The 24,846-nt window shown below is 72.6% G+C and carries 22 protein-coding genes and 1 riboswitch; of the genes, 9 read left to right on the top strand and 13 right to left on the bottom strand.

Annotated elements, in window-relative coordinates; genetic code table 11:
- Window positions 1-6 precede the first annotated feature (6 nt).
- The 4 genes from pknB to thiO form a co-directional block, all read right to left on the bottom strand.
- Window positions 7-1,929, bottom strand: a complete 1,923-nt coding sequence (pknB, locus tag OG446_RS08675) for a Stk1 family PASTA domain-containing Ser/Thr kinase (RefSeq protein ID WP_328893465.1) — start codon at window positions 1,927-1,929, stop codon at window positions 7-9.
- Between the two features lie 182 nt (window positions 1,930-2,111).
- Complete coding sequence (locus tag OG446_RS08670) at window positions 2,112-2,906, bottom strand: thiazole synthase (protein WP_328893464.1); 795 nt, start codon at window positions 2,904-2,906, stop codon at window positions 2,112-2,114.
- Window positions 2,907-2,908: 2 nt separating this feature from the next.
- Window positions 2,909-3,139 (bottom strand): sulfur carrier protein ThiS, encoded by a 231-nt coding sequence (thiS, locus tag OG446_RS08665; RefSeq protein ID WP_328893463.1) that lies wholly within the window; start codon window positions 3,137-3,139, stop codon window positions 2,909-2,911.
- Window positions 3,136-4,314 carry a glycine oxidase ThiO gene (gene thiO / locus OG446_RS08660; protein WP_328893462.1) on the bottom strand — a complete coding sequence of 393 codons (1,179 nt, stop codon included), beginning with the start codon at window positions 4,312-4,314 and terminating at the stop codon, window positions 3,136-3,138. The genes thiS and thiO overlap by 4 nt, the downstream gene beginning before the upstream one ends.
- A riboswitch (TPP riboswitch) is annotated at window positions 4,312-4,424 on the bottom strand. (Overlaps the previous gene by 3 nt.)
- Before the next feature lie 201 nt (window positions 4,425-4,625).
- Here thiO and OG446_RS08655 point away from each other — a divergent pair.
- The 5 genes from OG446_RS08655 (at window position 4,626) to OG446_RS08635 (ending at window position 8,976) form a co-directional block, all read left to right on the top strand.
- Complete coding sequence (locus OG446_RS08655) at window positions 4,626-5,801, top strand: NAD(P)/FAD-dependent oxidoreductase (protein WP_328898242.1); 1,176 nt, start codon at window positions 4,626-4,628, stop codon at window positions 5,799-5,801.
- A gap of 69 nt (window positions 5,802-5,870) precedes the next feature.
- Window positions 5,871-6,236 carry an Rv2175c family DNA-binding protein gene (locus OG446_RS08650; protein WP_326735730.1) on the top strand — a complete coding sequence of 122 codons (366 nt, stop codon included), beginning with the start codon at window positions 5,871-5,873 and terminating at the stop codon, window positions 6,234-6,236.
- A 100-nt stretch (window positions 6,237-6,336) separates the two neighbouring features.
- Window positions 6,337-6,990, top strand: a complete 654-nt coding sequence (thiE, locus tag OG446_RS08645; protein WP_328893461.1) for a thiamine phosphate synthase — start codon at window positions 6,337-6,339, stop codon at window positions 6,988-6,990.
- Between the two features lie 118 nt (window positions 6,991-7,108).
- Window positions 7,109-8,026, top strand: coding sequence for a methylenetetrahydrofolate reductase [NAD(P)H] (gene metF, locus OG446_RS08640; protein ID WP_326663217.1), 918 nt, complete (start codon window positions 7,109-7,111; stop codon window positions 8,024-8,026).
- A gap of 50 nt (window positions 8,027-8,076) precedes the next feature.
- Window positions 8,077-8,976, top strand: coding sequence for a hypothetical protein (locus OG446_RS08635; protein ID WP_328893460.1), 900 nt, complete (start codon window positions 8,077-8,079; stop codon window positions 8,974-8,976).
- 31 nt (window positions 8,977-9,007) lie between these two features.
- Here the strand turns inward: OG446_RS08635 and OG446_RS08630 are convergent, their stop codons facing one another.
- From OG446_RS08630 to OG446_RS08610, 5 genes are all read right to left on the bottom strand, one after another.
- Complete coding sequence (locus OG446_RS08630; protein WP_328893459.1) at window positions 9,008-10,525, bottom strand: phytoene desaturase family protein; 1,518 nt, start codon at window positions 10,523-10,525, stop codon at window positions 9,008-9,010.
- Between the two features lie 31 nt (window positions 10,526-10,556).
- On the bottom strand, window positions 10,557-11,174 hold the full coding sequence (locus tag OG446_RS08625; RefSeq protein ID WP_328893458.1) for a DUF4126 domain-containing protein: 618 nt from the start codon (window positions 11,172-11,174) through the stop codon (window positions 10,557-10,559).
- Between the two features lie 409 nt (window positions 11,175-11,583).
- Window positions 11,584-12,195: a TetR/AcrR family transcriptional regulator gene (locus OG446_RS08620; RefSeq protein WP_328893457.1), complete on the bottom strand. Its 612-nt coding sequence runs from the start codon at window positions 12,193-12,195 to the stop codon at window positions 11,584-11,586.
- A 29-nt stretch (window positions 12,196-12,224) separates the two neighbouring features.
- Complete coding sequence (locus OG446_RS08615) at window positions 12,225-14,312, bottom strand: YhgE/Pip domain-containing protein (protein WP_328893456.1); 2,088 nt, start codon at window positions 14,310-14,312, stop codon at window positions 12,225-12,227.
- Window positions 14,284-15,123: an ATP-binding cassette domain-containing protein gene (locus tag OG446_RS08610; RefSeq protein ID WP_328893455.1), complete on the bottom strand. Its 840-nt coding sequence runs from the start codon at window positions 15,121-15,123 to the stop codon at window positions 14,284-14,286. Before OG446_RS08610 ends, OG446_RS08615 begins: the two co-directional genes overlap by 29 nt.
- A gap of 171 nt (window positions 15,124-15,294) precedes the next feature.
- Between OG446_RS08610 and OG446_RS08605 the strand changes: the two genes are divergently transcribed.
- From OG446_RS08605 to OG446_RS08595, 3 genes are all read left to right on the top strand, one after another.
- Window positions 15,295-15,822 carry an SAV_6107 family HEPN domain-containing protein gene (locus OG446_RS08605; protein WP_328893454.1) on the top strand — a complete coding sequence of 176 codons (528 nt, stop codon included), beginning with the start codon at window positions 15,295-15,297 and terminating at the stop codon, window positions 15,820-15,822.
- A 100-nt stretch (window positions 15,823-15,922) separates the two neighbouring features.
- Window positions 15,923-16,681, top strand: coding sequence for a class I SAM-dependent methyltransferase (locus OG446_RS08600; RefSeq protein ID WP_328893453.1), 759 nt, complete (start codon window positions 15,923-15,925; stop codon window positions 16,679-16,681).
- Window positions 16,682-16,975: 294 nt separating this feature from the next.
- Window positions 16,976-17,374 carry a DUF3040 domain-containing protein gene (locus tag OG446_RS08595; RefSeq protein WP_148017729.1) on the top strand — a complete coding sequence of 133 codons (399 nt, stop codon included), beginning with the start codon at window positions 16,976-16,978 and terminating at the stop codon, window positions 17,372-17,374.
- A gap of 359 nt (window positions 17,375-17,733) precedes the next feature.
- On the opposite strand, the gene OG446_RS08590 is transcribed toward OG446_RS08595, so the two are convergent.
- The 4 genes from OG446_RS08590 to OG446_RS08575 form a co-directional block, all read right to left on the bottom strand.
- The gene (locus OG446_RS08590; RefSeq protein ID WP_328893452.1) at window positions 17,734-20,148 is read right to left on the bottom strand and encodes a DUF3488 and transglutaminase-like domain-containing protein; all 2,415 of its coding nucleotides are present in this window, start codon (window positions 20,146-20,148) and stop codon (window positions 17,734-17,736) included.
- A gap of 10 nt (window positions 20,149-20,158) precedes the next feature.
- Window positions 20,159-21,538 carry a DUF58 domain-containing protein gene (locus tag OG446_RS08585; RefSeq protein WP_328893451.1) on the bottom strand — a complete coding sequence of 460 codons (1,380 nt, stop codon included), beginning with the start codon at window positions 21,536-21,538 and terminating at the stop codon, window positions 20,159-20,161.
- Window positions 21,538-22,587 (bottom strand): AAA family ATPase, encoded by a 1,050-nt coding sequence (locus OG446_RS08580; protein WP_326663239.1) that lies wholly within the window; start codon window positions 22,585-22,587, stop codon window positions 21,538-21,540. The genes OG446_RS08585 and OG446_RS08580 overlap by 1 nt, the downstream gene beginning before the upstream one ends.
- A gap of 326 nt (window positions 22,588-22,913) precedes the next feature.
- Window positions 22,914-23,459 (bottom strand): beta-class carbonic anhydrase, encoded by a 546-nt coding sequence (locus tag OG446_RS08575; protein ID WP_328893450.1) that lies wholly within the window; start codon window positions 23,457-23,459, stop codon window positions 22,914-22,916.
- Window positions 23,460-23,840: 381 nt separating this feature from the next.
- Between OG446_RS08575 and rsmH the strand changes: the two genes are divergently transcribed.
- Window positions 23,841-24,806, top strand: a complete 966-nt coding sequence (gene rsmH / locus OG446_RS08570; RefSeq protein ID WP_328893449.1) for a 16S rRNA (cytosine(1402)-N(4))-methyltransferase RsmH — start codon at window positions 23,841-23,843, stop codon at window positions 24,804-24,806.
- The last annotated feature ends 40 nt before the right edge of the window (window positions 24,807-24,846 follow it).

The raw sequence follows: 24,846 nt of genomic DNA, 5'->3' as shown, positions 1-24,846 counted from the left end.
ACGGATCTACAGTCCCTTGGTCTTGATGGTGATGGTGCTGCCCTCGGGGGCCTGGTCGCCGCCGTCGACGGACTGGCTCTCGATGGTGTCGCTGAAGGAGAGGAACGGGCGGTCGACCTTGACCTCGAAGCCCGCGTCCTCCAGCTCGCCCCGGGCATCGTCGACGTCCTTGCCGGTGACGTCCGGGACGTCGATCATCTGCGGGCCCTTGGAGACCGTGAGCGTGATGGTGTCGCCCTCGGCGGCCTCCTCGCCCTCGGCCGGTGACTGCTCGGCGACGTCGCCCGCGTCCTCGGGGGAGTTCACCCGGTCCGGCAGCACCTTCGCCTTCAGCCCCTCGTCGTCCAGCGCGGCGGTGGCGTCCTCGACGGAGAGACCGGTGACATCGGGGACGTCGACCGGGCTGCCCTTGGAGACCACGATCGCGACCGCCGAGTCCGGGTGGCGCTCGGCGCCCGCCTCGGGATCCGTACGCACCACCTCGCCCGCGGCCACGTCGTCGTCGAACTCCTTGGTGATCATGCCGGGCGTCAGGCCCCGCTTCTCCAGCTGCCGTCTGGCCTCGGCGAGGGCGACGCCGTGGACGTCGGGCACCGTGACGATCTCGGGACCGCGTGAGACGACCAGCGACACGGAGTCGTTGCCCCGGATCCGGGCGCCCGACTTCGGGTCGCTGCTGATCACCTTGCCGCGGTCGACGGTGTCGCTGTAGGCCCGCCGTACGCCCTTCAGCTCCAGGCCGCTGTCCGCGAGCCGCTTCTCGGCCGCCTTCTGGCTCTGGCCCAGCAGCGAGGGGACCCGGGTGAACTGCCCGGAGTTGATGTACCAGACACCGCCGCCGACGCCCAGCACCAGCAGCACGGCGATGACCGCCGCGATGACACCGCGCGGCGGCCTCGGGCGGCCCGTACCCGCGCGGCGCGAGGGCGTTTGCGCGGGTGGCTGCGGCGGCATCTCCAGCCGGCTCGTGTGGTGGGCGGTGCCCTGGCCCGGCGGCAGCACCCGCGGGATCACGCTCGTGCGGTCCTCCGCGCCGTCCCGCATCTCGGCCAGCGCCTGGGGCGGCACGGCGTCCAGTTGCGCGTCGGTGAGGCCGGACCGGGCCCGGCGGGACTCGGCGAGCAGCGCCACCGCGTCGAACGGGCGGACCTCGGGGTCGCGGGCGGTGGCGCTCGCGACCAGCCCGTCGAGCTCGGCCGCGAGCCCCGGGACGACGGCCGAGGGGGCCGGGACGTCCTCGTTGAGGTGCTGGTAGATGACCTGGGCGGGGGAGTCCCCGGCATGCGGCTTGGTGCCCGTCAGCATCTCGTACAGCACGACACCGCACGCGTACACGTCGGCGCGGGTGTCCGCGGTGCCGTGCTCGATCTGTTCGGGGGCGAGATACGAGACCGTCCCCAGGATGGACCCGGTGGTGTTCGTGACCGAGCCCACGGCCCGGACCAGGCCGAAGTCGGCGACCTTGACCCGGCCGTCGTCGCCTATCAGCACGTTCTCCGGCTTCATGTCCCGGTGGACGAAGCCTGCCCGGTGCGCGGCGCCCAGAGCGGCGAGCACCGGCTCCAGGATGTCGAGCGCGGCCCGCGGCTGGAGGGCGCCCCGCTCGCGCAGTACGTCGCGCAGCGTGCACCCCGCCACGTACTCCATCGCGAGGTAGACGTACTGCCCCTGGGCGCCCTGGTCGAAGACCGCGACCACATTGGGGTGCGCGAGCCGGGCCACCGACTTGGCCTCACGGATGAAGCGCTCGACGAACGAGGCGTCGGCCGCGAGGGCCGGATGCATCACCTTGAGGGCGAGCACCCGGTCGAGCCGGGTGTCCATGGCCCGGTAGACCGTGGCCATGCCGCCCACGGCGATGCGGGCATCGACGCGGTAGCGGCCGTCGAGCAGCTGCCCGACGAGAGGGTCCTGGAGGGTCGTATCCACGCAGCCGAGTCTACGAGCCGCCGCCGACACGGCCGACTGGCCGGAGCGATCCCGGGGCCCAACTGCAGCCGAGCCGTGACAGGGACACGCGATCCGCGGCCGGGGAGCGGGCGTGGCCCGGGATCGGGACGGGTCGTGACAGGGACATGAGATCCACCACACGGACCGCCCGGGCCCCGGAATCAGAACGCCGGCCGCTCCGGATCCAGCACGGCCCGCCCCGTCACCGGCGACGAGGCCTCGGCGAAGTGGCGGCGAGGAATCCGCCCCGCGCGGTACGCGAGCCGCCCGCCCTCCACCGCATGGCGCATCGCGCCCGCCATCAGCTCGGGCTCCTGGGCCCGGGTCACCGCCGACGCCAGCATCACGGCCGCGCACCCCAGCTCCATGGCCAGTGCCGCGTCGGACGCCGTCCCGGCGCCCGCGTCCAGGATCACCGGCACCCGCGCCTGCTCGACGATCAGCTGGAAGTTGTGCGGATTGCGGATACCCAGGCCGGAGCCGATGGGGGAGCCGAGCGGCATGACCGCCGCGCACCCCACGTCCTCCAGCTTCCGGGCCAGCACCGGGTCGTCGTTCGTGTACGGCAGCACGGTGAAACCGTCGTCCACCAGCGTCTCCGCGGCGTCCAGCAGCTCGACGGGGTCCGGCAGCAGGGTGCGCTCGTCCGCCACCACCTCCAGCTTGACCCAGTCGGTGCCGAGCGCCTCGCGGGCGAGCCGGGCGGTGAGCACGGCCTCGCCCGCGGTGAAGCAGCCCGCGGTGTTCGGCAGCACGCGGATGGAGAGCCGCTCCAGTACGGAGAGCACGGAGCCCCGCACGGTCGGGTCGAGCCGGCGCATCGCGACGGTGGTCAGCTCGGTACCGGAGGCGGTCAGGGACCGCTCCAGCACGTCGAGGCTGGGCGCCCCGCCCGTTCCCATGATCAGCCGGGAGCCGAAAGCGGTGTCCCCGAGGGTGAAGAGGTCGTCGGACATGGTCAGCCTCCCTGGACCGCGGTGAGGACCTCGACCCGGTCGCCGTCGGCGAGCGTGGCCGCGGGCCACTGGCCACGCGGTACGACGGTCTCGTTCAGGGCGGCCGCGACGCCCGAGGGCGCAGAGGTCAGCGACGCGACCAGGGCGTCCAGAGTGGTGCCGGGCGCGATGGTGACGGCCTCGCCGTTCACGGAGACGGTCATGGGGACGGGGAGGGGTGCGGGCTCGGTCATGCGGGCTGCTCCTGACGTACGGGGGCGGCGGGTGAGAAACGGCTGGGCGAGAAGGAGCGTGCGACCTCGGGCAGATCGCCTTCGGCCAGCAGCTGTGCCATCGCGTCCCCGGTGACGGGGGTGAGCAGCACCCCGTTGCGATGGTGGCCGGTGGCGAGATGGAGGCCGGGCAGCGCGGTGCGGCCCAGTAGTGGGGCGTTGTCGGGGGAGGCCGGGCGCAGACCGGCGAGGGTCTCGGTGAGCGGCAGTTCGGTGATGCCCGGCATCAACTCGTGCGCGTCGCGCAGCAGCTCGTACACCCCGCCCGCCGTGACGGTGGTGTCCCAGCCCATCTCCTCGCTGGTGGCGCCGATGACCAGTTCGCCGTTCTCGCGCGGCACGAGATAGACGTGGCTGCCCCGGACCACGGCGCGCACGGTGCGGGAGAGGAAGGGTGCGTACGCGGGGGGCACGGTCAGTCGCAGCACCTGGCCCTTCACCGGGCGGACCGGGGGCAGGACGTGCTCGGGTACCCCCGCGAGCCGGCCGCTGAGGCTGCCCGCGGCGAGCACGACCTGATCGGCCACCGGCTGCGTACCGTCGGCCAGCACGGCTCCGACGGCCCGGCCGCCCGTGACCGAGAGCCGCTCGGCCCGCCGGCGGTGGAAGACGACCCCGGCCCGTTCGCACGCCGCCACCAGTGCGGCGGCCAGCCGTCGCGGGTCGACCTGGTGGTCGCCGTCGACCCGCAGTCCGCCGCGTACGCCGGGTGCGAGCATCGGTTCCAGACGGCGGCACTCACGGCCGGTGAGCCACTCGGATTCCAGTCCCGAGCGGCGTTGCAGCGCGTGGAGTTCGCGCAGATGGGCGCGGTCGTCGGCGTCGAGCGCGACGGCAAGGGTGCCGCAGGCGCGGAAGCCGATGTCCTGGCCGCTCGCCGCCTCCAGCTCGGCCGCGAACGCCGGATAGCGTGCGGCGGAGGCGACGTTGAGGCCGAGCAGCATCTCCTCGCCGTAGTGGAGTTCGGTGACGGCGGCCAGCATCCCGGCCGCGACCTGGGCGGCGCCGCCGCCCGGTGCGGGATCGGCGACCGCGGTGGTGAGGCCGCGCTGAGCGGCCCGCCAGGCGGTGACCAGGCCGATGATGCCGCCCCCGATGACGAGGACGTCGGACCCGTTCGCACGGTGCGTACGCATGGGCGTCCAGCCCCTCCCTTCGCCGGCATGACCCGGATCAGGTTCGTACGGTCGGAGGCCGTCCAGCCTCCCTCTCAGCCCGGTGCGTCCGGGCTCCCGCGAGTGATGTGCACGGCCACCCTAAACCCCGTGCCCGCGCCGCTCACAAGCGAGCGGACGCGGGCACGGGAAAGGCGATCCGGCGGCCGCGTCGCGGGAACCGTCTTCCTGACGATCCGTCAGGTGTTTAAGGTGGACGGGTGGACGAGCAGACCGGACAGCAGCAGACAGGGCCGCGGCACCGCCGTCGCGTCGTGATCGCCGGAGCGGGCATGGCGGGTGTGCAGACCGCCGTGGCCCTGCGGGAACAGGGCTTCACCGGCCCCGTCACGCTGATCGGAGCCGAACCCCACCAGCCGTACGACCGGCCCCCGCTGTCGAAGGCGGTCCTCCTCGGCAAGGCCGAGGACTCGGCCTTCGACATCGACTTCGAGGCGCTGGACATCACCCTGCGGCTCGGCCTGGACGTGACGGCGCTGCGCGCGGCCGACCACGAACTGGACACCCCGGACGGGCCCGTCCCCTACGACGTCCTGGTCCTCGCCACCGGCGCCGAACCCCTGGTGCTGCCGGGCTCCGAGGGCGTCCCGGGCGTCCACCTCCTGCGCACCCTGGACGACGCCGCCCGGCTGCGGCCGGTCCTCGAACGGCAGCACGACGTCGTGGTCGTCGGCGCGGGCTGGATCGGCGCCGAGTTCGCCACCGCCGCCCGCGCGGCGGGCTGCGCGGTCACCGTCGTCGAGGCCGCCGACCGCCCGCTCGCCGGCGCACTGCCCGCCGAGGTCGCCGCCCCCATGGCCGGCTGGTACGCCGAGAGCGGTGCCGCGCTCCTCACCGGCGCCCGGGTCGCCCGCATCGAACCCGGCCGCGTGCTCCTGGCCGACGGCCGCACCCTGCCGGCGGACGCGGTCGTCGTCGGCGTCGGTGCCCGGCCCGCGACCGCCTGGCTCGCCGGATCCGGGATCGAGCTCGGCCCGGACCGGTCGGTGACCGCCGACGCGTCCCTGCGCACCTCGCTCCCCGACGTGTACGCGGTCGGGGACTGCGCCTCCTTCCCCTCGGCCCGCTACGGCGAGCGCCTGCTCGTCCACCACTGGGACAACGCCCTTCAGGGCCCCCGTACCGTCGCCGCCGCCATCACCGCGCCCGGCGGCGAGGACCGGCCCCCGGTCTACGACCCCGTGCCCTACTTCTGGTCCGAGCAGTTCGGCCGCTTCGTTCAGTACGCGGGCCACCACACCGGGGCCGACACCCTGGTGTGGCGCGGCGATCCGGCCGAGCCGTCGTGGACGGTGTGCTGGCTGCGCGACGGCGTGCTCGTCGCCGTACTGGCGGTCGGCCGTCCGCGCGATCTGGCGCAGGGGCGCAAACTCGTCGAATCGGGGACGGAACTCAACCCGGACCGGGTCGCCGACCCCACCGTGCCCCTGAAATCAGCCACGCGCTGACGGCCCGACCGGCCCCCGTACGGTCGGCCCGGGTACCGACTGTCGGTCCGGGATGGCACGCTTGTCCCCGTGACCGAGATTGACGCAAAGATCGATGCTCTCGTCCCCGCCTGGCTCCACCTTCCCGACATCGCCGAAATGTTCGATGTCCAGGTGACGCGTGTACGCCAGATGGTCAAGGACGGCCAGCTCATCGCCGTACGACGTGGTGAGAACCGGGCGCTCCAGGTGCCTGCCGCCTTCATCGACGGCGACAAGGTGGTCAAGGGCCTTTCGGGGACCCTGACGCTCCTGAGGGACGACGGCTACTCCGACGCGGAGATGCTGGAATGGCTCTTCACCCCCGACCCGAGCCTGCCGGGCACGCCCGCGCAGGCGCTCAGTGAGAATCGCGGCACGGAGGTGAAGCGCCGCGCCCAGGCGCTCGCCGTCTGACCCGCTGCCGCACGGGGGGTGCGGGCCGCCCTGGCGGCCCGCACCCCGCGCGGCACCACCGAACCGACCGACGTCGCCTTTCCCCGGGGGGAACCGCACCATGTCCACGCCTCGCGCGCTGTTGTCCGATGCCCGGCTCTACCTGTGCACGGACGCCCGCCGGCGCCAGGGTGACCTTCCCGCGTTCCTCGACGCGGTCCTGACCAGCGGCGTGGACATCATCCAGTTGCGCGACAAGGGCATGGAAGCGGCCGAGGAGCTGGAACACCTCGCCCTCTTCGCCGACGCCTGCAAGCGTCACGGCAAGCTCCTCGCCGTCAACGACCGGGCCGACGTCGCCCATGCCATCGGCTCCGATGTGCTGCACCTGGGCCAGGGCGACCTGCCGGTCCCGGCCGCCCGCGCGATCATCGGCCAGGACGTGGTCATCGGCCGCTCCACGCACGCCGAGTCCGAAGTCGACGCGGCCGTCGCCGAGCCCGGCGTCGACTACTTCTGCACCGGCCCCTGCTGGCCCACCCCGACCAAGCCCGGCCGGTACGCCCCGGGGCTGGACCTCGTCCGTTACGCCGCCTCGCTCGCCCCCACCCGTCCGTGGTTCGCCATCGGCGGGATCGACGCGGGCAACCTCGACGAGGTGCTGGACGCCGGAGCCCGACGGGTCGTCGTCGTGCGGGCCGTCACCGAGGCTTCCGATCCGGCTGCCGCCGCCGCCGCGCTGGCGGGAAGGATCCGGGACCGCGCCGGGGTGTGACCGGGCGGAGGGGCAACTTCGGGACAGGAGTGTCCGAAGCGTGGACAAAGATCGGGCAATCAAGCCAAATCGCCCCAGTTCGGTTGGGAGCCCGCCGCGCCCTGGTTAACCTGCCGGTATGGCCCTTGGCACACCCTCCACCAGGACAGATCACGCGCGCACCGTGCGTGAGATGCTCGCGACCGGCAAGACCTCGTACTCGTTCGAGTTCTGGGCGCCCAAGACAGAGAAGGGCGAGCGGAACCTCTGGAACGCGCTGCGCCGGGTCGAGGCGGTGGGACCGAGTTTCGTCTCCGTGACGTACGGGGCCGGCGGATCGACCCGGGCCGGGACGGTGAAGGCGACCCAGGACATCGCCGCCGAGTCCACGCTCACCCCGGTCGCGCACCTCACGGCGGTCAACCACTCCATCGCCGAGCTGCGCAACATGGTGGGCCAGTACGCGGACGCCGGGATCCGGAACATCCTCGCGGTGCGCGGCGACCCGCCGGGCGACCCGATGGGTCCGTGGGTCGAACACCCGCAGGGCGTGCGGTACGCGGCGGACCTCGTCCGGCTGATCAAGGAATCCGGCGATTTCTGCGTCGGCGTCGCGGCATTCCCGGAACGGCATCCGCGCTCCGCCGACTGGGACACCGACATCCGGCATTTCGTGGACAAGTGCCGCGCCGGTGCGGACTATGCGATCACGCAGATGTTCTTCGATCCGGACGCCTATCTCCGGATGCGTGACCGGGTGGTCGCTGCGGGTTGCGAAACGCCGATCATTCCTGAGGTGATGCCCCTGACGAGCGTCCGGCAATTGGAGAGATTCGCGCAGCTCAGCAACGCGACTCTGCCCGCGGACCTGAAAGAACGGATCCTCGCCGCCAAGGACGATCCCGCCGCTGTACGCTCCATTGGCATCGACTTCGCAACGCGGTTCTGCGCGAAGCTGCTTTCCGAGGGTGTCCCCGGGCTGCACTTCATCACGTTGAACAACTCGACGGCGACGCTCGAAATCTACGAGAATCTCGGACTGCACAAGCAGTCGTGACCGGCCGTACCCGCCGCGACCCGGGGCGGTGGCCGTAGAAGGGGGCGGGCATGGGCTGGACGGTCCTCTACATCGCGTTCGGCATCGTTGCGCTGTGGCTGCTCGGTGAGGTGCTGCTGCAGTACAAGGCGCGCCTGCGCTGGCGCCTGCTCGCCTTCACCGGCTTCGCCGGTGTCGTCGTCGGTGTGCTGATGCCGTCCGTGTTCGTCATCGCCCTCGGCGCGATCGCCTTCGCGACCGGCCAGACGTACGTCACGCTCTCCTTCCGCCGCGGCTTCTCGACGGGCTGGGCCATAGGGGGCAGCCCCGGGGAGAGCCGGCGCCGCCGCGGCGCCGCCGCCGACCGTGAACCCACGCTCCAGGTCTCGGACCTGGAGATGGAGTACGACCACGAGGCACCGCAGCAGCCGGAGGCCGCACCGCAGGCCGGCCCGGATGCGGTCTACGCCCCGGAGCCGCTGCCGGACGACACCGGGCAGTACGGCATCTACACCGACCACCGCCCGCAGCAGGGGCAGCACCAGGAACCCCAGCAGCCGCAGTACACCGCGTACGACCCGTACACCGACCCCGCCGCGTACCCGGCGCAGGGCCAGGACACGTACGGCGGCCAGGACACCTACGCGGGAGCCGGTCAGTACGACTACGGCACGGACCAGCAGCAGTACGCCGCGTACTCCGACCCGTACATCGGCACCACCGCGAGCACCCCGCAGTACGGCACGTACGGGAACGACGGGGGCTACGACAGCTACGGCAACGGCCAGCAGTTCGCCGACCCGTACGCCCCGTCGCAGTCGTACGCCTCCGAGACGCCGCCGGGCGGTGTCTGGGTGCCGCAGCAGCGCGAGGGCGAGCAGTACCCGCCGATGCCCCCGGAACAGCCCGTCCAGCCGGCGCCGTACCCGAACGGCTACGACACGGGCTACAACGAGCAGTACCGCTACTGACGCCGACCGGCCGGGGCCGGATCCCCGGCCGTCACCGCGACCCGCGGAACCCGTCGCCCTCGACGATGATCCCGGCGACCAGCGCCCCGGACATCCCCGCGTGCGCCGGGCCGCCGCCCGGATGCGCCCAGCCGCCCGCCAGCAACAGTCCGGGCAGCCGGGTGCGGTTGCCGGCGTGGAGCCAGCCGCCCCCGGCGCCCGCCAGCGCGGGCGCGGGGACCGCACCGCCCGGCGCACCCGTCTCGGCCTCGGACTCCGCGGGCGTCCGCACCTCCGTGTGCAGGATGCGGTCCCGCAGGCCGGGCACAGCCGCGTTCGCGGTGTCGATCAGGGTGTCCGCGTACCGCGCCCGCAGCGCCTCGTCCGTCCAGTCCACCGGGCCGTGCGGGGCGACGGTCGCCGTCAGCGTCACGGCCTCGTGGGCCTCGTCGGGGCGGGTCGAGGGGTCGTCGGGGCGCAGCACCGTCACCGTGGGGTGCGCGGCGAGCCGGCCGCCGGACACCGCCTCGCGCTCCGCCGCCCCGTCCGCCGGATGCACCAGCGTCCGGTGCACGGCGTCCGCGGACCGCCCGCCGCGCAGCGACAGCAGCACCACGAACCGGCCCGTCGGCGCGGAGCCGTCCGGCCGGGGCTGCACCGTCACGTCACCGTCCCGCCAGAGCTCCTGAGCGGGCATCAGGCCCGGGTGCGGCCGGGCTCCCAGCACCACGTGAGCCGCCTCCGCGACCGTGCCGTCCGTCAGCTCCACGCCTGCCGCCCGGCCGTCCTTCTCCAGGACCCGGGCCACCTCCGCGCCGAAGACGAACTCCACCTTCCGGGCCAGACACCGCTCGTACACGGCCTGCGCGAGCGCCCGCATGCCGCCGGAGACGTACCAGCTGCCGAAGGTCTCCTCCATGTACGGCAGCAGGGCCGTGCTCGCCGGGGCACGCTGCGGATCGAGCCCGTACGACAGCGCGTACCCGTCCAGCAGGGCGGCCAGCCGGGGATCCGCCAGCTCCCAGGACCCGATCTCCGCCACCGTGCCGGCCCGGAGGGAGGGGCGCAGCAGCCGCCGCCGCACGGGCGCCGGATACGGGTCGCGGGTCAGGACCTGCCAGTCGGGGCGCAGGGGTTCCTCCAGCAGCGGCCGCCTCGAACGGTCCCACGCTTCTCGGGCGCGGTCGAGAAACGCCCCCCAGCTTCCGCCCGCGCCCTCGCCGAGCGCGGCGTCCAGGGCAGCGACGACGCCGGCCCGCGAGGCGTTCGGCAGGGACACGTCCGTGCCGTCCGCGAAGACATGACGGCTCGCCGGATCGACCTGGGACAGCGTGACGCACCGCTCCAGCGGTTCCTTGCCGGTCTTCACGAACAGGTCGCGGTAGACGGCCGGAAGATGGAGCAGGCCGGGGCCCGTGTCGAACGCGAAACCGTGCAGGGCATGGCGGCCGACGGATCCGCCGAACGTCTCCGACCGCTCGTACACCGTCACCCGGTGGCCTGCCACTGCCAGCCGGGCCGCCGCCGACATCGCGCCCAAGCCGGCGCCGATCACCGCAATACGTGCCATGCCGGCGACTCTAACGGCCGCTGCCGACGGCTCAGCCGTCAGGCCGGTGGGAGACGGTTTCCGCCAGGCGTTTCTCTTCGCGCCGCTGCGCTCTGCGGCGCAGGAACCGGCGGATCCGGGAGGCCAGGAAGACCAGTATCACCAGGCCGAGCACCAGCAGCGTCGCGGCGATGGAGGCCGCGATCCACGGATGGAATATGGCGAAGGTGACGACCCCGGCGACCCCGAGGTCCTCGGCGATGCTCACCGCGATGTTGCTGAAGGGCTCGGGGGAGGTGTTGACCGCCATCCTGGTGCCCGCCTTCACCAGATGGCTCATCAGGGCGGTGGACCCGCCGATGGCCCCCGCGGCGAGTTCCGGCAGCGAACCGCTCTCGCCCGCCAGCAGCGCGGCAACGACCGCCCCGGCGAGCGGCCTGATGACGGTGTGCGCGGTGTCCCAGACCGAGTCCACGTACGGGATCTTGTCCGCCACCACCTCGCACAGGAAGAGCACACCGGCCACGACGAGGACATCGGTGCGCTGCAACGAGGCCGGCACCTCGTCGGTGACACCGGTCGCGCCGAAGATGCCGAGGAGGAGGACCACCGCGTAGGCGTTGATCCCGCTCGCCCAGCCACTCGTGAACACCAGGGGGAGTACGGACACGGGGGTGATCGTAACCAGGTGGTGTACGGGTGCGGGAGGGCGCAGGTGCGCAGGGCTGAGTACCCGTACCCAGGACCTGAGATGAGTAGGGGTGCGGATGGGGCGCGGCCTGCGGGGACGGCAGAGTGGGGACCACGGAAGGGGCGCTGCGCCGGTACCGCCGGCACGGGGCGGCGGAGCGGGCGCGGCACTCCTTCCGAACGGGGGTGCACGGCGGAGGACTCGGGACCACGGGGGAACACGGGGTCACGGGGGAAGGTTCTCCGGCAGCACGGAAGACGCCGGTCGGGCGGGGCTCGGGGGGATCGAGCTCCGCCGGACCGGCGTCTTCGTGCGTTCAGGACCTCGGGGGGATCGAGCTCCGCCGGACCGGCGTCTTCGTGCGTTCAGGACCCTCGCGGGGCCGGGGTCAGCGCCCGCCGACCCGCCCGTGCAGCAGCAGGGACAGCGCGGAGTGCACGTCGTCGATCGACCGCTCCGGCTGGAACGCCTGCCAGTCCAGCGCCGCCACCAGCACCATGCCGACCAGGGCGGCCGCCGTCAGCGGGATGTCGATCTCCTCGCTGAGCTCGCCGCCCGCGACGCCCTCCCTGAGCACGCCCTCGACCACGGCGACGGCCTCCTGACGCACCACCAGCAGGGTGGCCTGCCAGGCGCGGTTGGTGCGCCACAGCTCGGCCACGTACAGCTGGGTGAAGGCCGGGTAGCGGTCGATGAAGACCAGAGCGGCGCGGATCATGGCATCCAGTGCCTCGACCCGGCTGCCGCCGCGCTCGTCGGTCTCCTCCGCCGCCGTGCGCAGCGAGGAGGCGAGCAGCCCGACACCGTGGCGCAGCAGCTCCTCGAAGAGCTCGGTCTTGCTCTTGAAGTTGTAGTACACCGTGCCCTTGGCCACCCCGGCACGCTCGGCGATCTCGTCCACCGTCGTCGCCGAGAACCCCTTCTCGGCGATGAGGGTCACGGCCGCTTCGTAGAGCTTCTGCCGGGTGGCCTGGCGGCGTGTGGCGCTACTGCTTTCCATGCTCCTGATTCTCACAGGTCCCGGAGTGCTCACAGACTCAGCTCCGGATGCAGCCGCTCCAGGGTCCACACCTGCTTGCGGCGGGCGGACAAGGCCGTCAGCGCGAGCGCCCCGGCGGTGAAGGCCAGCAGCACCGCACAGCCCTGCCATACCGGCCCGAGCCCGCCGCCCGTGATCAGCCGGCGCAGGCCCTCGACGACGTAACTCATCGGCAGGTACGGATGGATCGCGTTGAAGAAGCCCGGACTCGTCTGTACGGGGTACGTGCCGCCGGCCGAGGTCAGCTGGAGCATCAGCACCGCGAGGACGAGAATGCGGCCGGCGGCCCCGAACCGGGCGTTCAGCCACTGCACGATCGCGCCGAAGCAACAGGTGACCAGGGCCAGGAAACCGATGGTCCCGGCGGCGTTGGCCATCTGGAGGCCGAGCCCCCAGTGCAGTACGGACATCAGCGCGGCCACCTGGAGGAGACCGATCGCGGCCACCGGCAGCCAGCCCGCGAGGGCGATCCGCCAGGCGGGTGCCCCGGCGGCCAGGGCACGCCGGTTCAGCGGCTGGATGAGCATGTACGCCACCATCGCGCCGACCCACAGGGAGAGCGGGATGAAGTAGGGGGCGAAGCCGGTGCCGTAGTTGGGAGCCGCGTGCAGTGACCGGGATGCCAGCTGCACGGGGTCGGCCATGACCTCAGTACGGGCGTCGCGGTCCTTCCTGTCGTAGTCCGGGATCTTGCCGGCCCCGTCGTCGAGCCCCTTGGCCAGCGTGGCAGAACCGTCGCCGAGGCGGACCAGGCCGCTGTCCAGGCTCGTCGCGCCCTTCTTGAGGTCGCCGACCCCGGTGTTCAGCTCGGCGGAGCCCGACTTGGCCGTGGCCAGCCCGGTGTGGAGCCGGTCCGCGCCCTTGGCGACCTTGTGGGCGCCGGTGTTGAGCGCGTTGACCTTCCTGACGGCGCTCTCCAGGTCCTCGTCCAGGTGGGGCGAGCGCTCGGCGAGGGCGTCGGCCTGCTTCTGCAGGGTGGTCAACTGGCCGCGCAGCTTCTTGAGGTCCCCGTTCTGGTTCTTGACCAGGACGTTCACGTCGTCGGCCACGGCGGCGACGTCGGCCGCCGCCGTCACGGCCCGCTTCAGCGGCGCGCAGACGGTGGCATCGGGGAGCGGCTGCTCCTCGCACCGGGTGCGGTGGACCTCGGCGAGGTCGTCGGAGGCCGTGTGGGCGGCGGTGGCGGCGGTGGGCGCCGCCTTCACGAGCAGGTCGAGGTTGTCCCGTACGGTCTGCGAGGAGTCGGCGACGAGCCGGGCCGTGTCGCCGATCGCCTTGCCGTTGTCCTTCAGGAACGGGCGGACGTCCGCGGCCACGCCGTTGACCTTGTCGGCGAGCAGCTGGGTGCCGTCCGCGACCTGGCGCGAGCCGGTCTCCAGGTCGCCCGCGCCCTTGTCCAGCTTGACGATGCCGGTGGCCAGCCGGCTGCTGCCGGCCTTCGCGTCCTTGAGCCCGTCCGCGAGGTCCTTCGAGCCCTTCTTCGCCCTGCCGATCCCGCCCTCGAGATCGGCGGCGCCCTTGGCCGCCTTCGCCGTCGCGTCGTGGAGATCGGAGAAGTTGATGAAGATCCGGTCGAGGAAGCCCCGGGAGGCGTTGGCCGACGCGGCGGTGCGGACCTCGGAGAACACCGTGCGGGAGATCTGGCCGACGATGTAGTTGTTCGCGTCGTTGGTGCGCACCTGGAGCGCGCCCGTCTCGGGTGACTCACCGGCGCTGGAGGCGATGCGCCTGCTGAAGTCCGGGGGCATGGTCAGCGAGAGGTAGTACGTGCCGTCCTCGACGCCCCGGCCCGCCTCGGCGGCGCTCACCTCGTGCCAGTCGAAGACCTTGGAGTCGAGCAGCTTGCCGGTGATCTCGTCCCCGGCCGCGAGGTGTCTGCCCGCGGCGGTGGCGCCCTTGTCGTCGTTGACCAGTGCGACCGGGATGCGGTCCAGGCGGCCGTAGGGGTCCCAGAAGGACCAGAGGTACAGGGCGCCGTAGAGCAGGGGGAGCAGCAGGAGCGCGGCCAGTGCGGCGCGCGGCAGCTTCCCCCTGCCGAAGCGCCGGAGCTCAAGCGCGGCCAGTCTCGGCGAACGCATCGGCCGTCCCTTCGTCGTGTGCGGGGGCCGCCGGCGACGCGGGCTCCCCGGGGTCGTGTGCGGGGGCCGCCGACGACTGGCGCTCCCCGGCGTCGTCTGCGGGGTCAGCGGTTGCGGTCGCGCCGGTACGTACGGTGACGGCGTCCTCGGGGGCCTGCCTGCACACGGCCAGCACGGTCGTGCCGTCGGCGGCGAGGTGACGCAGCAGCTCCCAGGCCTCGGCGCGTTCCGCGTCGGACAGCTTGAGGTCGGTGTCGTCCACCGCGAGCAGCCGCGGCCGGCCGATCAGCGCGAGGGCGATGGAGAGCCGCAGGGCCTCCAGCCGTTCCAGATCCCTTACGGAGGTCCGTCCGGCCTTGGGCAGGGTGGCGGTGTCGAGTCCGGCCGCCTTCAGGGCGGCGTCGATCCGGGCCCCGGCCGCGGCGACGCGCTCGCGGCGCGGCCGCAGCAGGGCACGAAGGGAGCCGTCGAAGCGGCGCTGCAACAGGGCACGTTCACGCAGGTGCTCGGCGACCGTGAATGCCGGGTCGAGCTCGCTGACTCCGGGCACCGTGCCCAGGGCCGCGATACGGCGTACGGCGGCGGCCCGGCGTGGCAGGCGCAGGCCGCCGGTCGAGGCATCGCCCTCGGTGGGGCGCATCCGGCCGGTGAGGGCGAGCAGCAGGCAGGTACGGCCCGAGCCGGACGGGCCCTCGATCGCGATCAGGGACCCGGGGGCGGCGCTGAACGTCACGCCCCGGAAAGCCCATCCGCGCGGCCCCTTGAGGCCGAGGCCTTCGGCGGTGACAGCTGCCCCGTGCGGGCTGTTCACAGACCCTCCCCTGTCCTTCTTTTGAACTGACCAGTCAGTGCAAAAAGGTAGCCCGAACTTGCGATCGAGGCAAAAGGCCAGGTCAGGGGTTGATTTGGACCGATTGTCAGTGGGGGCCGTCACGATGGATACAGACGGCCACGAAGCCGTTACGAGACAGGAGGTTCTGTCATGGCCCACTCGTCCGCAGCAGCCGCCCCGCGACGCCGCGCAGACGGCCCTGCCCCCTCACCGACCGGCCCGGCGCACGACGTCCATCCCGTACTCCGGCGCACCTCGGCGCCGCCCGCCGCCCTCGATCTCCTCGCCCAGGCCCGCGCCGGCCTGGAAGAGGCAGCTGTTCTCGATGTGCCGAACGAGCGCTACGCCACCGCCCATCTCGCCGCGCTGCGCACCGCGGCCGCGGTGCTCGCCGTCCGCGGGCGCCCCGAGACCTCCCCACGGCGGCGGGAGCGGATCCGCAGCGCCTGGGAGGTCCTGCCGGAGATCGCCCCCGAGCTCACCGAATGGAGCGCGCTCTTCGCCTCCGGCGCCCGCCGCCGGGCCCGGGCGGAAGCCGGCATACCCGGCGCGGCCGGCCGGCGCGACGCGGACGACCTGCTGCGCGACGCGGCGATGTTCCTTCGCCTGGTGGAGCGGCTGCTGGTGCTCCAGCCGGTCCTTCCGCAGCCCCGCGCGGAACGGTCCGATGCGGGATGACGGGGACGGCGGCGCGAGGCAATAGGGTGGACGGGACCTATCACCTGCGCTGTTCACGCTCCGCCCTCAGCGGCGGCACCGTGCCGAGGAGTCAACTGCCGTGTCGGACCAGCTGCGCCCCCGCGCCTCCCTCCGTACCGCTGTGGTCTGGGAGGTCCTCAAAGACGCTCTCGACCGGCAGGTCAAGGCGACCGGCAGGGACGTCCTGGACGTACTGGACACGGGTGGCGGTACGGGCAACTTCGCCGTTCCCGTCGCACGTCTGGGCCACCGGGTCACCGTCGTCGACCCGAGCCCCAACGCGCTGTTCGCGCTGGAGCGCCGTGCGGCCGAGGCCGGGGTCGCCGACCGGGTCAACGGAGTCCAGGGAGACATCCTCGGCCTGTTCGACGTGGTCGGGCGCGGGGGATACGACGCCGTGCTCTGCCACGGAGTCCTGGAGTACGTGGACGATCCCGCCGAGGGCGTGCGGCACGCGGTGGAGGCGCTCCGCCCGTCCGGAGCGCTCAGCCTGCTCGCCGCCGGACTCGGTGGCGCGGTCCTGGCGCGGGCGCTCGCGGGCCACTTCACCGAGGCGCGCCACGCGCTCAGCGACCCGGACGGCCGATGGGGCGAGGGCGACCCGGTGCCCCGGCGGTACACGGCGGAGCAGCTCACCGAGCTCGTCGAGGGCGCGGACATCGAGGTCGGAGCGGTCCACGGGGTACGTGTCTTCGCCGACCTGGTGCCGGGGGTCCTGGTGGACACCGAGCCCGGCGCGATGGAGGCCCTGCTCAAGCTGGAGACGGCGGCCGCTGAGCTGTCCGCGTTCCATGCGGTGGCCACCCAGCTGCACGTCCTGGGCACCAAGCGGGCCTGAGGGGCCGTCCCGCCACCGGCCGATCACGGCGGCAGCGTGGCTGATCAGCAACGCAGCTGCAGACGGAGTACGCCCCAGCAGCCCCGATCGGAGCCTTGGCCCCGTATGATCGGGGGACACCATCCGGCATGACGGATCGGAGGTTGGGGAATCAACGCCTCAGCAGCTGAGCCGCCGTGGCGGCCCGGACTGGCTGATTGGCAATGAGGGCGGGTTTCACGGGGGCGATTCCCTGCCTATCCTGGAAGGGCCGCATACCGGCCGCCCCCCGCGGCCGACGACGAGGAGGACTCCGTGCCGCTCTCGGAGCACGAGCAGCGAATGCTCGAGCAAATGGAGCGAGCGCTGTACGCCGAAGATCCCAAGTTCGCGACAGCGCTCGAGGGAAGTGGGCTGCGTACATACACCCGGCGACGGGTCTACCAGGCAGTTGCTGGCTTTCTGGTGGGAATCGCGCTCCTCATGGCCGGAATGGTCGCCCAGCAGATCTGGATCAGCGTGGTGGGGTTCCTCGTCATGCTGGGCTGCGCGGTGCTCGCGGTGACGGGTTGGCGCAAGGCGCCGAAACCGGGCGAGCAACAGGCAGTCCGCGCGGGTGGCGCGGAGCCGCGCCGACAGCCCAAACAGCGCAGGTCCGTGATGAACCGGATCGAACAGCGGTGGCAGCGCCGCCGTGATGAGCAGGGCCAGTAAGCGCTCAGAACACTTATGGGTGAGGGGCGGTCGCTTTTCTGCGACCGCCCCTCACGCGTGTGCCCGGGCGAGGCCTGCGGAGCCGAGGCCCGGGCCTTGATGCCTTCGGGCTCGATGCGGCTCGATGCCCCGGTCGGCCCTGCAGGAAGGGCCTGATGCTCAGGGCCTGATGCCTCGGGCGGCCCCGTCCCGGGCGGCCCCGTCCGGGAGGCCCGACGCCTGGGCTTGAGAACCCGGGGGCCCCGGGCGGAAGGCCCGTGGCCTCAGAACTCGGGCGGTTCCGCGCGACGGGTCTGACGCCCAGGGCCTCAGACCCGCGGGCAGGCCCGCAGAACGGGCCTGCCCGGGGCCCGTACGCGTCAGCCCTGCTGGCGGGACGGGAGGCGGAGCCACGCGGGCCGCTGCGGCGCCCGCCATCGGCCGGCCAGGGCCGCCCGGCGCTCCGACACCGCCCACACCACCCGTACGGCCGAGCGTGGTGCCACTGTCGCGCGGAACCGGGCGAACCGGCCGACGGAGCCCCGCAGGCCCGCCCGTACCGCCTGCGCATCCTCCGCGAGCCCCGACACCGGCCGCGGCTCCGGCGCGTAGAGCACCTGCTCCACCGCGCCCGCCACCCGGTGCACCGCCTCGGCCACCTCCGGGTCCAGCTCACCCGCCCGTACCACCCGGGCCGCGGCCTTCCGCGGGGTCAGCGACTCGTCCGGCTCGATGCCGTGGTCCCAGGCGGTGTCGGTGATCTCCTGCCAGGCCGCCAGCGTTCTCGCGGTCGCGTCCGCCGGGGTGCGCCCGGTGGAGGAGCCCAGCCTCCGGGCCCGTACCCGCATACGCCAGAACATGGGCAGCAGCGGGAGCAACAGCACGAGGACGGCCACCAGGACCACTCCGAGCACGGTGCCCGCCGACGTCCCCGTGTCCGTGGGCGCGGCGGCACCCGGAAGAGCCGAGCTGCCGCACTCGCCCTGCCCGCCCGTCTGCGCCGGGCAGCTGTCCGAGGCGGACGGTGCGACCGGCACCGCTGCCGAGGCCTCCGTCTCCGGCCGGGCCGGATCGGCGGAGTCGCCGGACGGGGCGTCCGGCAGGGTGTACGACGGCAGCGAGCCACGTGTCGGCGTGGGCTCGAAGCGGGTCCAGCCGATGCCCTCGAAGTACAGCTCCGGCCAGGCATGCGCATCACGCAGACCGACCGACATCGAACCGTCCGACTGCGCCGTGCCGGGCGTGAAGCCGACGGCGACCCGGGCCGGGATGCCCAGCGTCCGGGCCATCGCCGCCATGGTGAACGAGAAGTGGACGCAAAAGCCCCGCCGGTCGTTCAGGAACCGGCCGATCGCCGCGCTGCCGGTACCCGAGTTCACCGAGGTGTCGTAGGTGAAGCCGCCCTCGGAGGCGAAGTAGTTCTGCAGCTTCACCGCCTGCTCGTAGGAGTTGGCGGAGCCCTTCGTGACCTCGTCGGCCGTCGCCCGGACCACCTTGGGCAGCGAGCCGGGCACCTGGGTGTACTCGCGGAGCAGGGCTGCCGGAACCTCGCCCGCGCTCGCGAGCTGTCCGGCTGTCGGCTGCACGATCAGGCTGGAGACCCCGTACTGCGCCCCGCCGGTCGTCTCGCCGTCGTCCCCGACCAGGGTGCGGCCCTCGGGCTCGAACCGCCAGCGCCCGTCGACCCTCACCTCGGTCGCCGGGTAGGGGAGCGGCAGGTAGGTCTGCTTGTAGGAAGGCGACGCGGAGATGTTCGTACTGATCTCCGTCACGGCGACGTCCGGCGACAGACCGGGCGGGTTCGGGAGCCGTTTCGGAACGTCCTTCAGCCGGCGGGTCGAGGCCCGCCATTCGCTCCCGTTGAACTGGTCAAGGGCCAGGATGCGGAGGTAGAAGTCCTGCGCACCGGTCGAGTTGGTGCGGTACGACATCACCTCCCGGTTCTCCGGCTGGTTGAGGTCGTTCTGCAGGGAGACCAGCGGGTTCACGGCGGAGATGGTGCCGCCACCGCGCCCCTTGCCGTTGCCGCCGCCCGTACCGGCCAGCAGCCCGCTGTCGAGCGCGGGCAGGGCCGCGGGCACGACCAGCGCGATGCCCAGGGCGAACGCGCCGATGCGACGCCCGGTGCGCACCGGGGCGAGCGCCCCGCCGCCCTGGGCGCCGATGCCGGAGGCATGACCTCGGCCCCGGGCCGCGGCGGCCCCGGCGAAGACCCGCCCCCACTGGGAGAGCCGGTCGCGGCCCTCGGCCAGCAGGAGGAGGAGATAGCCGCAGGCGGCCAGCAGGAACCACAGCCAGTCCGCGCCACCGTCGGAGAGACCGGCGGCGACGGAGTAGAGGGCCAGCAGGGGCAGCCCGGCCGGCGCGGCGCTGCGGAACGTGACCGCCAGCGCGTCCACCGCGAGCCCGATCAGCAGCACGCCGCCCACCAGCATCAGCCGGATGCCCGCCGTGTCCGGTGCCGGGATGGCGTACCGCCCGACGTCGTCCGCACCCACGGTCAGCAGGTCGGCGAGCCGCTGCACCGACTGCGGTCCGGGCAGGAAGCCCGCCAGCGCCTCCTGACGGGCGAACGCCACGGTCAACAGCACCACCAGGACCAGTGCCTGAGCGGCGACGGTCGCCGCCCGCGGCAGCGGCACCCGCCGGCCGAGCGCGCCCACGCCGCACTGGATGGCCAGCAGGAACGCGGCCTGCACGATCCAGGCGTAGGGGTCGACCAGTGGCAGCATCGAACACGCCGCCATCAGCGTCGCCGCATAGGCGCACAGCGCCAGCCGACCACGACCGCTCATGACCGTCCTCTCATGACCAACCACCGGAGAATCCCGTCGTGCCGCCGGTCGTGCCGCCCATCGCGGCGGACCCGGTCAGCGAACCCTGATGGCTCGCCTGCTGCCACAGCCGGGCCAGATCCGTGCCCGGCCCGACCGCAACCGCCGTCCATCCCGACTCGCGCAGCAGCCGGAGCCGCTGCTCGCGGGCCGCGTCGGAGGCGGGCGTTGCGCCGTGCACCCAGGCGGCGCTGTCCAGGACGAAGGCGACGGCCCCACCGCCGCGCTGTCGCATGCGCGCCGCCACCGCGGCCTGTTCGTCGTCCAGATCGCCGAGGAAGGCGATCAGCAGGCCCTCGTCGCCGCCGCGGAGCACGTCGTACGCCCGGGCGAGGCCCTCGCCGTCGGAGTGGTCGACGACGGCGAGGGTGTCCATCATCAGTCCGGCCGAGTCGGCCGTGTCCTGGGTGGAGCCGGAGAAGCCGCTCGCGCCCGGTACCTCCGTGCCGTCGTCGGTCACCAGCCGGACCGCGAAACCCCGTTCCAGCATGTGCACGAGCGCGGAGGCCGCGCCGGAGACGGCCCACTCGAACGCCGAGTCGGGCCCCGTGCCCTGGAAGGCGATTCGGCGCGTGTCCAGCAGCACCGTGCATCTGGCCCGCTGCGGCTGCTCCTCGCGGCGCACCATCAGCTCGCCGTAGCGCGCGGTGGAGCGCCAGTGGACACGGCGGAGGTCGTCGCCGTGCCGGTAGCCGCGCGGGATGACGTCGTCCTCACCCGCCAGCGCCGGCGAGCGCTGCCGCCCCTCGCCGTAACCGGATGCCTCGCCCGCCAGCCGCACCGGGGGCAGCGGTTCGGTCCGCGGGATGACGACGAGCGTGTCGTACGCGCTGAACGAGCGCGTCAGCTCGCACATCCCGAAAGGATCGCTCAGCCGCAGCTGCAGGGGACCGAGCGGGTAGCGCCCGCGCAGATCCGACCGCACCCGGTACGACACCTCGCGCCGGCCGTTCGCCTCCACCCGGTCCAGGACGAAGCGGGGCCGCGGTCCGAGCACGTACGGCACCCGGTCCTGGAGCATGAGCAGGCCTGTGGGCAGCCGCGAGACGTTGTCCATCCGCAGATGGACCCGCGCCTCGGAGCCCGCGGGCACCCGGGACGGCGAGAGCCGGCGGGTGCCGGCGACCTGGTAGCGGGTCCGGAACAGGGCCGTCACACAGACCAGCGGCAGTACGGCGAGCAGCAGACCGACCCGCAGGAGATCCCCCTGGCCCAGCACGTAGGCGCAGACCGCGGCGGCCACACCGGCCGCGAGGAAGGACCGGCCGCGCGTGGTCAGGCCGCCCAGGGCGGCCCGCAGACCGCCCTTGCTGTCGCTGTCGTCCATGGCGGGCGGCCCCCCGGCGGCCATCAGAGCCGCCGTGCGCCCGGCTGCTGCCGGCCGCCGTACACCGCACCCGGCTGGTGCTGGGGCGCCGGGACGGCCGCTCCGCCCGACGCGGTCGGGACGGGGGTCTGCTGAAGGATCTCCAGGACCACCTGTTCGGCGGTGCGGCGGTTCAGCTGGGCCTGTGCGGTGGGCAGCAGCCGGTGGGCGAGCACCGCGACGGCGAGGGCCTGCACGTCGTCCGGCAGGCAGTAGTCCCGCCCGCTCAGAGCCGCGGAGGCCTTGGCGGCGCGCAGCAGGTGCAGGGTGGCCCGCGGTGATGCGCCGAGCCTGAGGTCGGGGTGGTTCCGGGTGGCCCCGACGAGCTGCACCGCGTACCGCCGGACGGCTTCGGCGACGTGGACCGCGCGCACCGCCTCGATCAGCTTGACGATGTCGTGGGCGTGCGCCACCGGCTGGAGGTCGTCGAGCGGTGAGACACCGCCGTGCACGTCGAGCATCTGCAGCTCGGCCTCGGCGCTGGGATAGCCGATCGACACCCGGGCCATGAACCGGTCGCGCTGGGCCTCGGGCAGCGGATACGTGCCCTCCATCTCCACCGGGTTCTGGGTGGCCACGACCATGAAGGGGTCGGGCAGCTCGTAGGTGTGCCCGTCGATGGTGACCTGACGCTCCTCCATCGACTCCAGCAGCGCGGACTGGGTCTTGGGCGAGGCGCGGTTGATCTCGTCGCCGATCACGATCTGGGCGAAGATCGCGCCCGGTTTGAACTCGAAGTCGCGCCGCTGCTGATCGAAGATGGACACACCGGTGATGTCGGAGGGCAGCAGGTCCGGTGTGAACTGGATGCGTCGCACCGAGCAGTCGATGGACCGTGCCAGCGCCTTGGCCAGCATGGTCTTGCCCACGCCGGGGACGTCCTCGATCAGGAGATGGCCCTCCGCGAGCAGCACGGTCAGCGAAAGGCGTACGACCTCGGGCTTGCCCTCGATCACACCTTCCACCGACCTGCGTACCCGCTCCGCTGTGGTGGTCAGATCTGTGAGGCTCGCTCGATCGTCATAGGTCGTCACCCGGCCCTCCTCGGCCCTGCCCCACGCTCACCAGGAGCACAGGATTCCCCAGTCACGGGCCGATGCCCTTGTGCGGCCCGGCCCACCCCGAATTACGGACACCGCGCCGGACAGGGTCCGGCGGGGTGTCACACCCGCATTCTTGTTGCCGTTACCGCTTCGTGTCACTCGCCTGTGGACAACCGAGGCCGAAATGTCGGGTCGGTGGGGATTTTCGCTGTCGGAACGGGCCCGTCCGGCTCCCTAGGGCCGGGTAAGAGGGACCGGCGACCGGGGGCAGCGTCGCGGGGCTCCTTCTTCCGCCCCCGGTCGCCGGTCCCTCTGAGTCAGGAAGCCGGAAGGATCTCGCGCAGCAGACCGGTGGTCACGTCGAAGACGAAACCGCGCACGTCGTCGGTGTGCAGCAGGAACGGCGAGGTGCGGACCCGCTGCATCGACTGCCGCACGTCCTGGTCCGCGTCGGTGTAGGCCTCCACCGCCCAGGCCGGCCGCTGGCCGACCTCCCTCTCCAGGTCCTGACGGAACTCCTCGGTGATCGACTCCATGCCGCAGTTGGTGTGGTGGATCAGCACCACGCTGCGCGTGCCGAGGGCCCGCTGGCTGATCGACAGCGAGCGGATGACGTCGTCGGTGACCACGCCGCCGGCGTTGCGGACGGTGTGACAGTCGCCGAGCGCCAGGCCGAGTGCCTTGTGCAGGTCGAGCCGGGCGTCCATGCAGGCAACGACCGCGACGCGCAGCACGGGCTTCGCGTCCATGCCGGGATCGCTGAACTCGGAGGCGTACTGGACGTTCGCCTCGACCAGGCGGTCGGTGACGGTGCCGCCGGTGCGGGTCTGGTCCATGGCGGGGGAGTGCGCAGAAGTCGACATGAACTAGACGTTAGCTCTCGCCGCTACCACCGGCGTGGTGTCGAAGCGGACAAAGAACGTCAACGACGCTTGTTGTGAGGTAACCCACAAGCCTCACAGTCGGTCGCCCGGCCGGGTGAACAAAGCGAGGGCCGACGCGCTGTCGGGTTGATTGATCGGGAATCGATCGAATGGCAGGGTGGACTAAAGTGACGGGAAGTTACCGACACCCTGCACATTCCGATGTTTTCCCCGTGTGCGCGGCGTACGTACGGCCCGGCCCTCTCCCGCTCGCCGGTCGGCTGACGCCCCTTCCCCGGCGCCGGCGGACCTCCCCTTCGCGAGCGGGCGGGGACCAGGCCGTACGTGCAGCGCCCCCGGGACCTGAGCCTGAGAGGGCGCATGAGCCAGACCCGACACGTCCCGGTGATGCTCCAGCGGTGCCTGGACCTGTTGGCCCCGGCTCTGGAGGCGCCGAGCGCGCAGCCGCCCGTGGTCGTCGACTGCACCCTGGGCCTCGGCGGACACAGCGAGGCGCTGCTCGCCGCCTTTCCCACCGCCCGGCTGATCGCGCTCGACCGGGACAAGGAGGCGCTGCGGCTCTCCGGCGAACGGCTCGCCCCGTACGGCGACCGCGCCACACTGGTGCACGCCGTCTACGACGAACTGCCCGAGGTGCTCGACCGGCTCGGCGTCCCCAAGGTGCAGGGCGTCCTGTTCGACCTCGGCGTCTCCTCCATGCAGCTGGACGAGGCCGACCGCGGATTCGCGTACGCCCAGGACGCCCCGCTCGACATGCGGATGGACCAGACGACCGGCATCGGCGCGGCCGAGGTGCTCAACACCTACCCGCCGGGCGAGCTGGTCAGGATCCTGCGCGCGTACGGCGAGGAGAAGCAGGCCAAGCGGATCGTCTCCGCCGTCGTGCGCGAACGTGAGAAGGAGCCCTTCACCAACAGTGCCCGGCTTGTCGAGCTGATCCGTGACTCGCTGCCCCAGGCCGCCAAGCGCACCGGCGGCAACCCCGCCAAGCGCACCTTCCAGGCGCTGCGCATCGAGGTCAACGGCGAGCTCACCGTGCTGGAGCGGGCGATCCCGGCCGCGGTGCGGAGCCTCGCCGTCGGCGGACGCATCGCCGTCCTGTCGTACCACTCGCTCGAGGACCGCCTGGTCAAGCAGGTGTTCGCGGCGGGCGCCGCCAACACCGCACCGCCCGGGCTGCCGGTCGTCCCCGAGCGTTATCAGCCACGGCTCAAGCTGCTGACCCGCGGTGCCGAACTGCCGACCGAGGAGGAGGTTGCCGAGAACCGGCGCGCCGCCCCCGCCCGGCTCCGCGGCGCCCAGCGCATCCGCGAGGAGGAGCGATGAGCCGCCGGCACCCGGAGCCTTCGCGGACCCGGCCCGGGGA

The organism is Streptomyces sp. NBC_00236, from assembly GCF_036195045.1.
GTDB lineage: Bacteria > Actinomycetota > Actinomycetes > Streptomycetales > Streptomycetaceae > Streptomyces.
Note: the sequence above shows the minus strand (reverse complement) of the source record. Positions and strands in the feature narration are given on the sequence as shown.

Coding starts and splice junctions, on each gene's coding strand:
- OG446_RS08590 (WP_328893452.1), bottom strand. CDS start 20,148: ATGAGCGGTCGTGGTCGGCTGGCGCTGTGCGCCTATGCGGCGACGCTG.
- OG446_RS08630 (WP_328893459.1), bottom strand. CDS start 10,525: ATGGCACGTATTGCGGTGATCGGCGCCGGCTTGGGCGCGATGTCGGCG.
- OG446_RS08655 (WP_328898242.1), top strand. CDS start 4,626: ATGGCGGGTGTGCAGACCGCCGTGGCCCTGCGGGAACAGGGCTTCACC.
- OG446_RS08620 (WP_328893457.1), bottom strand. CDS start 12,195: ATGGAAAGCAGTAGCGCCACACGCCGCCAGGCCACCCGGCAGAAGCTC.
- OG446_RS08575 (WP_328893450.1), bottom strand. CDS start 23,459: ATGTCGACTTCTGCGCACTCCCCCGCCATGGACCAGACCCGCACCGGC.
- thiO (WP_328893462.1), bottom strand. CDS start 4,314: ATGCGTACGCACCGTGCGAACGGGTCCGACGTCCTCGTCATCGGGGGC.
- OG446_RS08635 (WP_328893460.1), top strand. CDS start 8,077: ATGGGCTGGACGGTCCTCTACATCGCGTTCGGCATCGTTGCGCTGTGG.
- metF (WP_326663217.1), top strand. CDS start 7,109: ATGGCCCTTGGCACACCCTCCACCAGGACAGATCACGCGCGCACCGTG.
- rsmH (WP_328893449.1), top strand. CDS start 23,841: ATGAGCCAGACCCGACACGTCCCGGTGATGCTCCAGCGGTGCCTGGAC.
- thiE (WP_328893461.1), top strand. CDS start 6,337: ATGTCCACGCCTCGCGCGCTGTTGTCCGATGCCCGGCTCTACCTGTGC.
- OG446_RS08605 (WP_328893454.1), top strand. CDS start 15,295: ATGGCCCACTCGTCCGCAGCAGCCGCCCCGCGACGCCGCGCAGACGGC.
- thiS (WP_328893463.1), bottom strand. CDS start 3,139: ATGACCGAGCCCGCACCCCTCCCCGTCCCCATGACCGTCTCCGTGAAC.
- OG446_RS08615 (WP_328893456.1), bottom strand. CDS start 14,312: ATGCGTTCGCCGAGACTGGCCGCGCTTGAGCTCCGGCGCTTCGGCAGG.
- OG446_RS08670 (WP_328893464.1), bottom strand. CDS start 2,906: ATGTCCGACGACCTCTTCACCCTCGGGGACACCGCTTTCGGCTCCCGG.
- OG446_RS08585 (WP_328893451.1), bottom strand. CDS start 21,538: ATGGCCGCCGGGGGGCCGCCCGCCATGGACGACAGCGACAGCAAGGGC.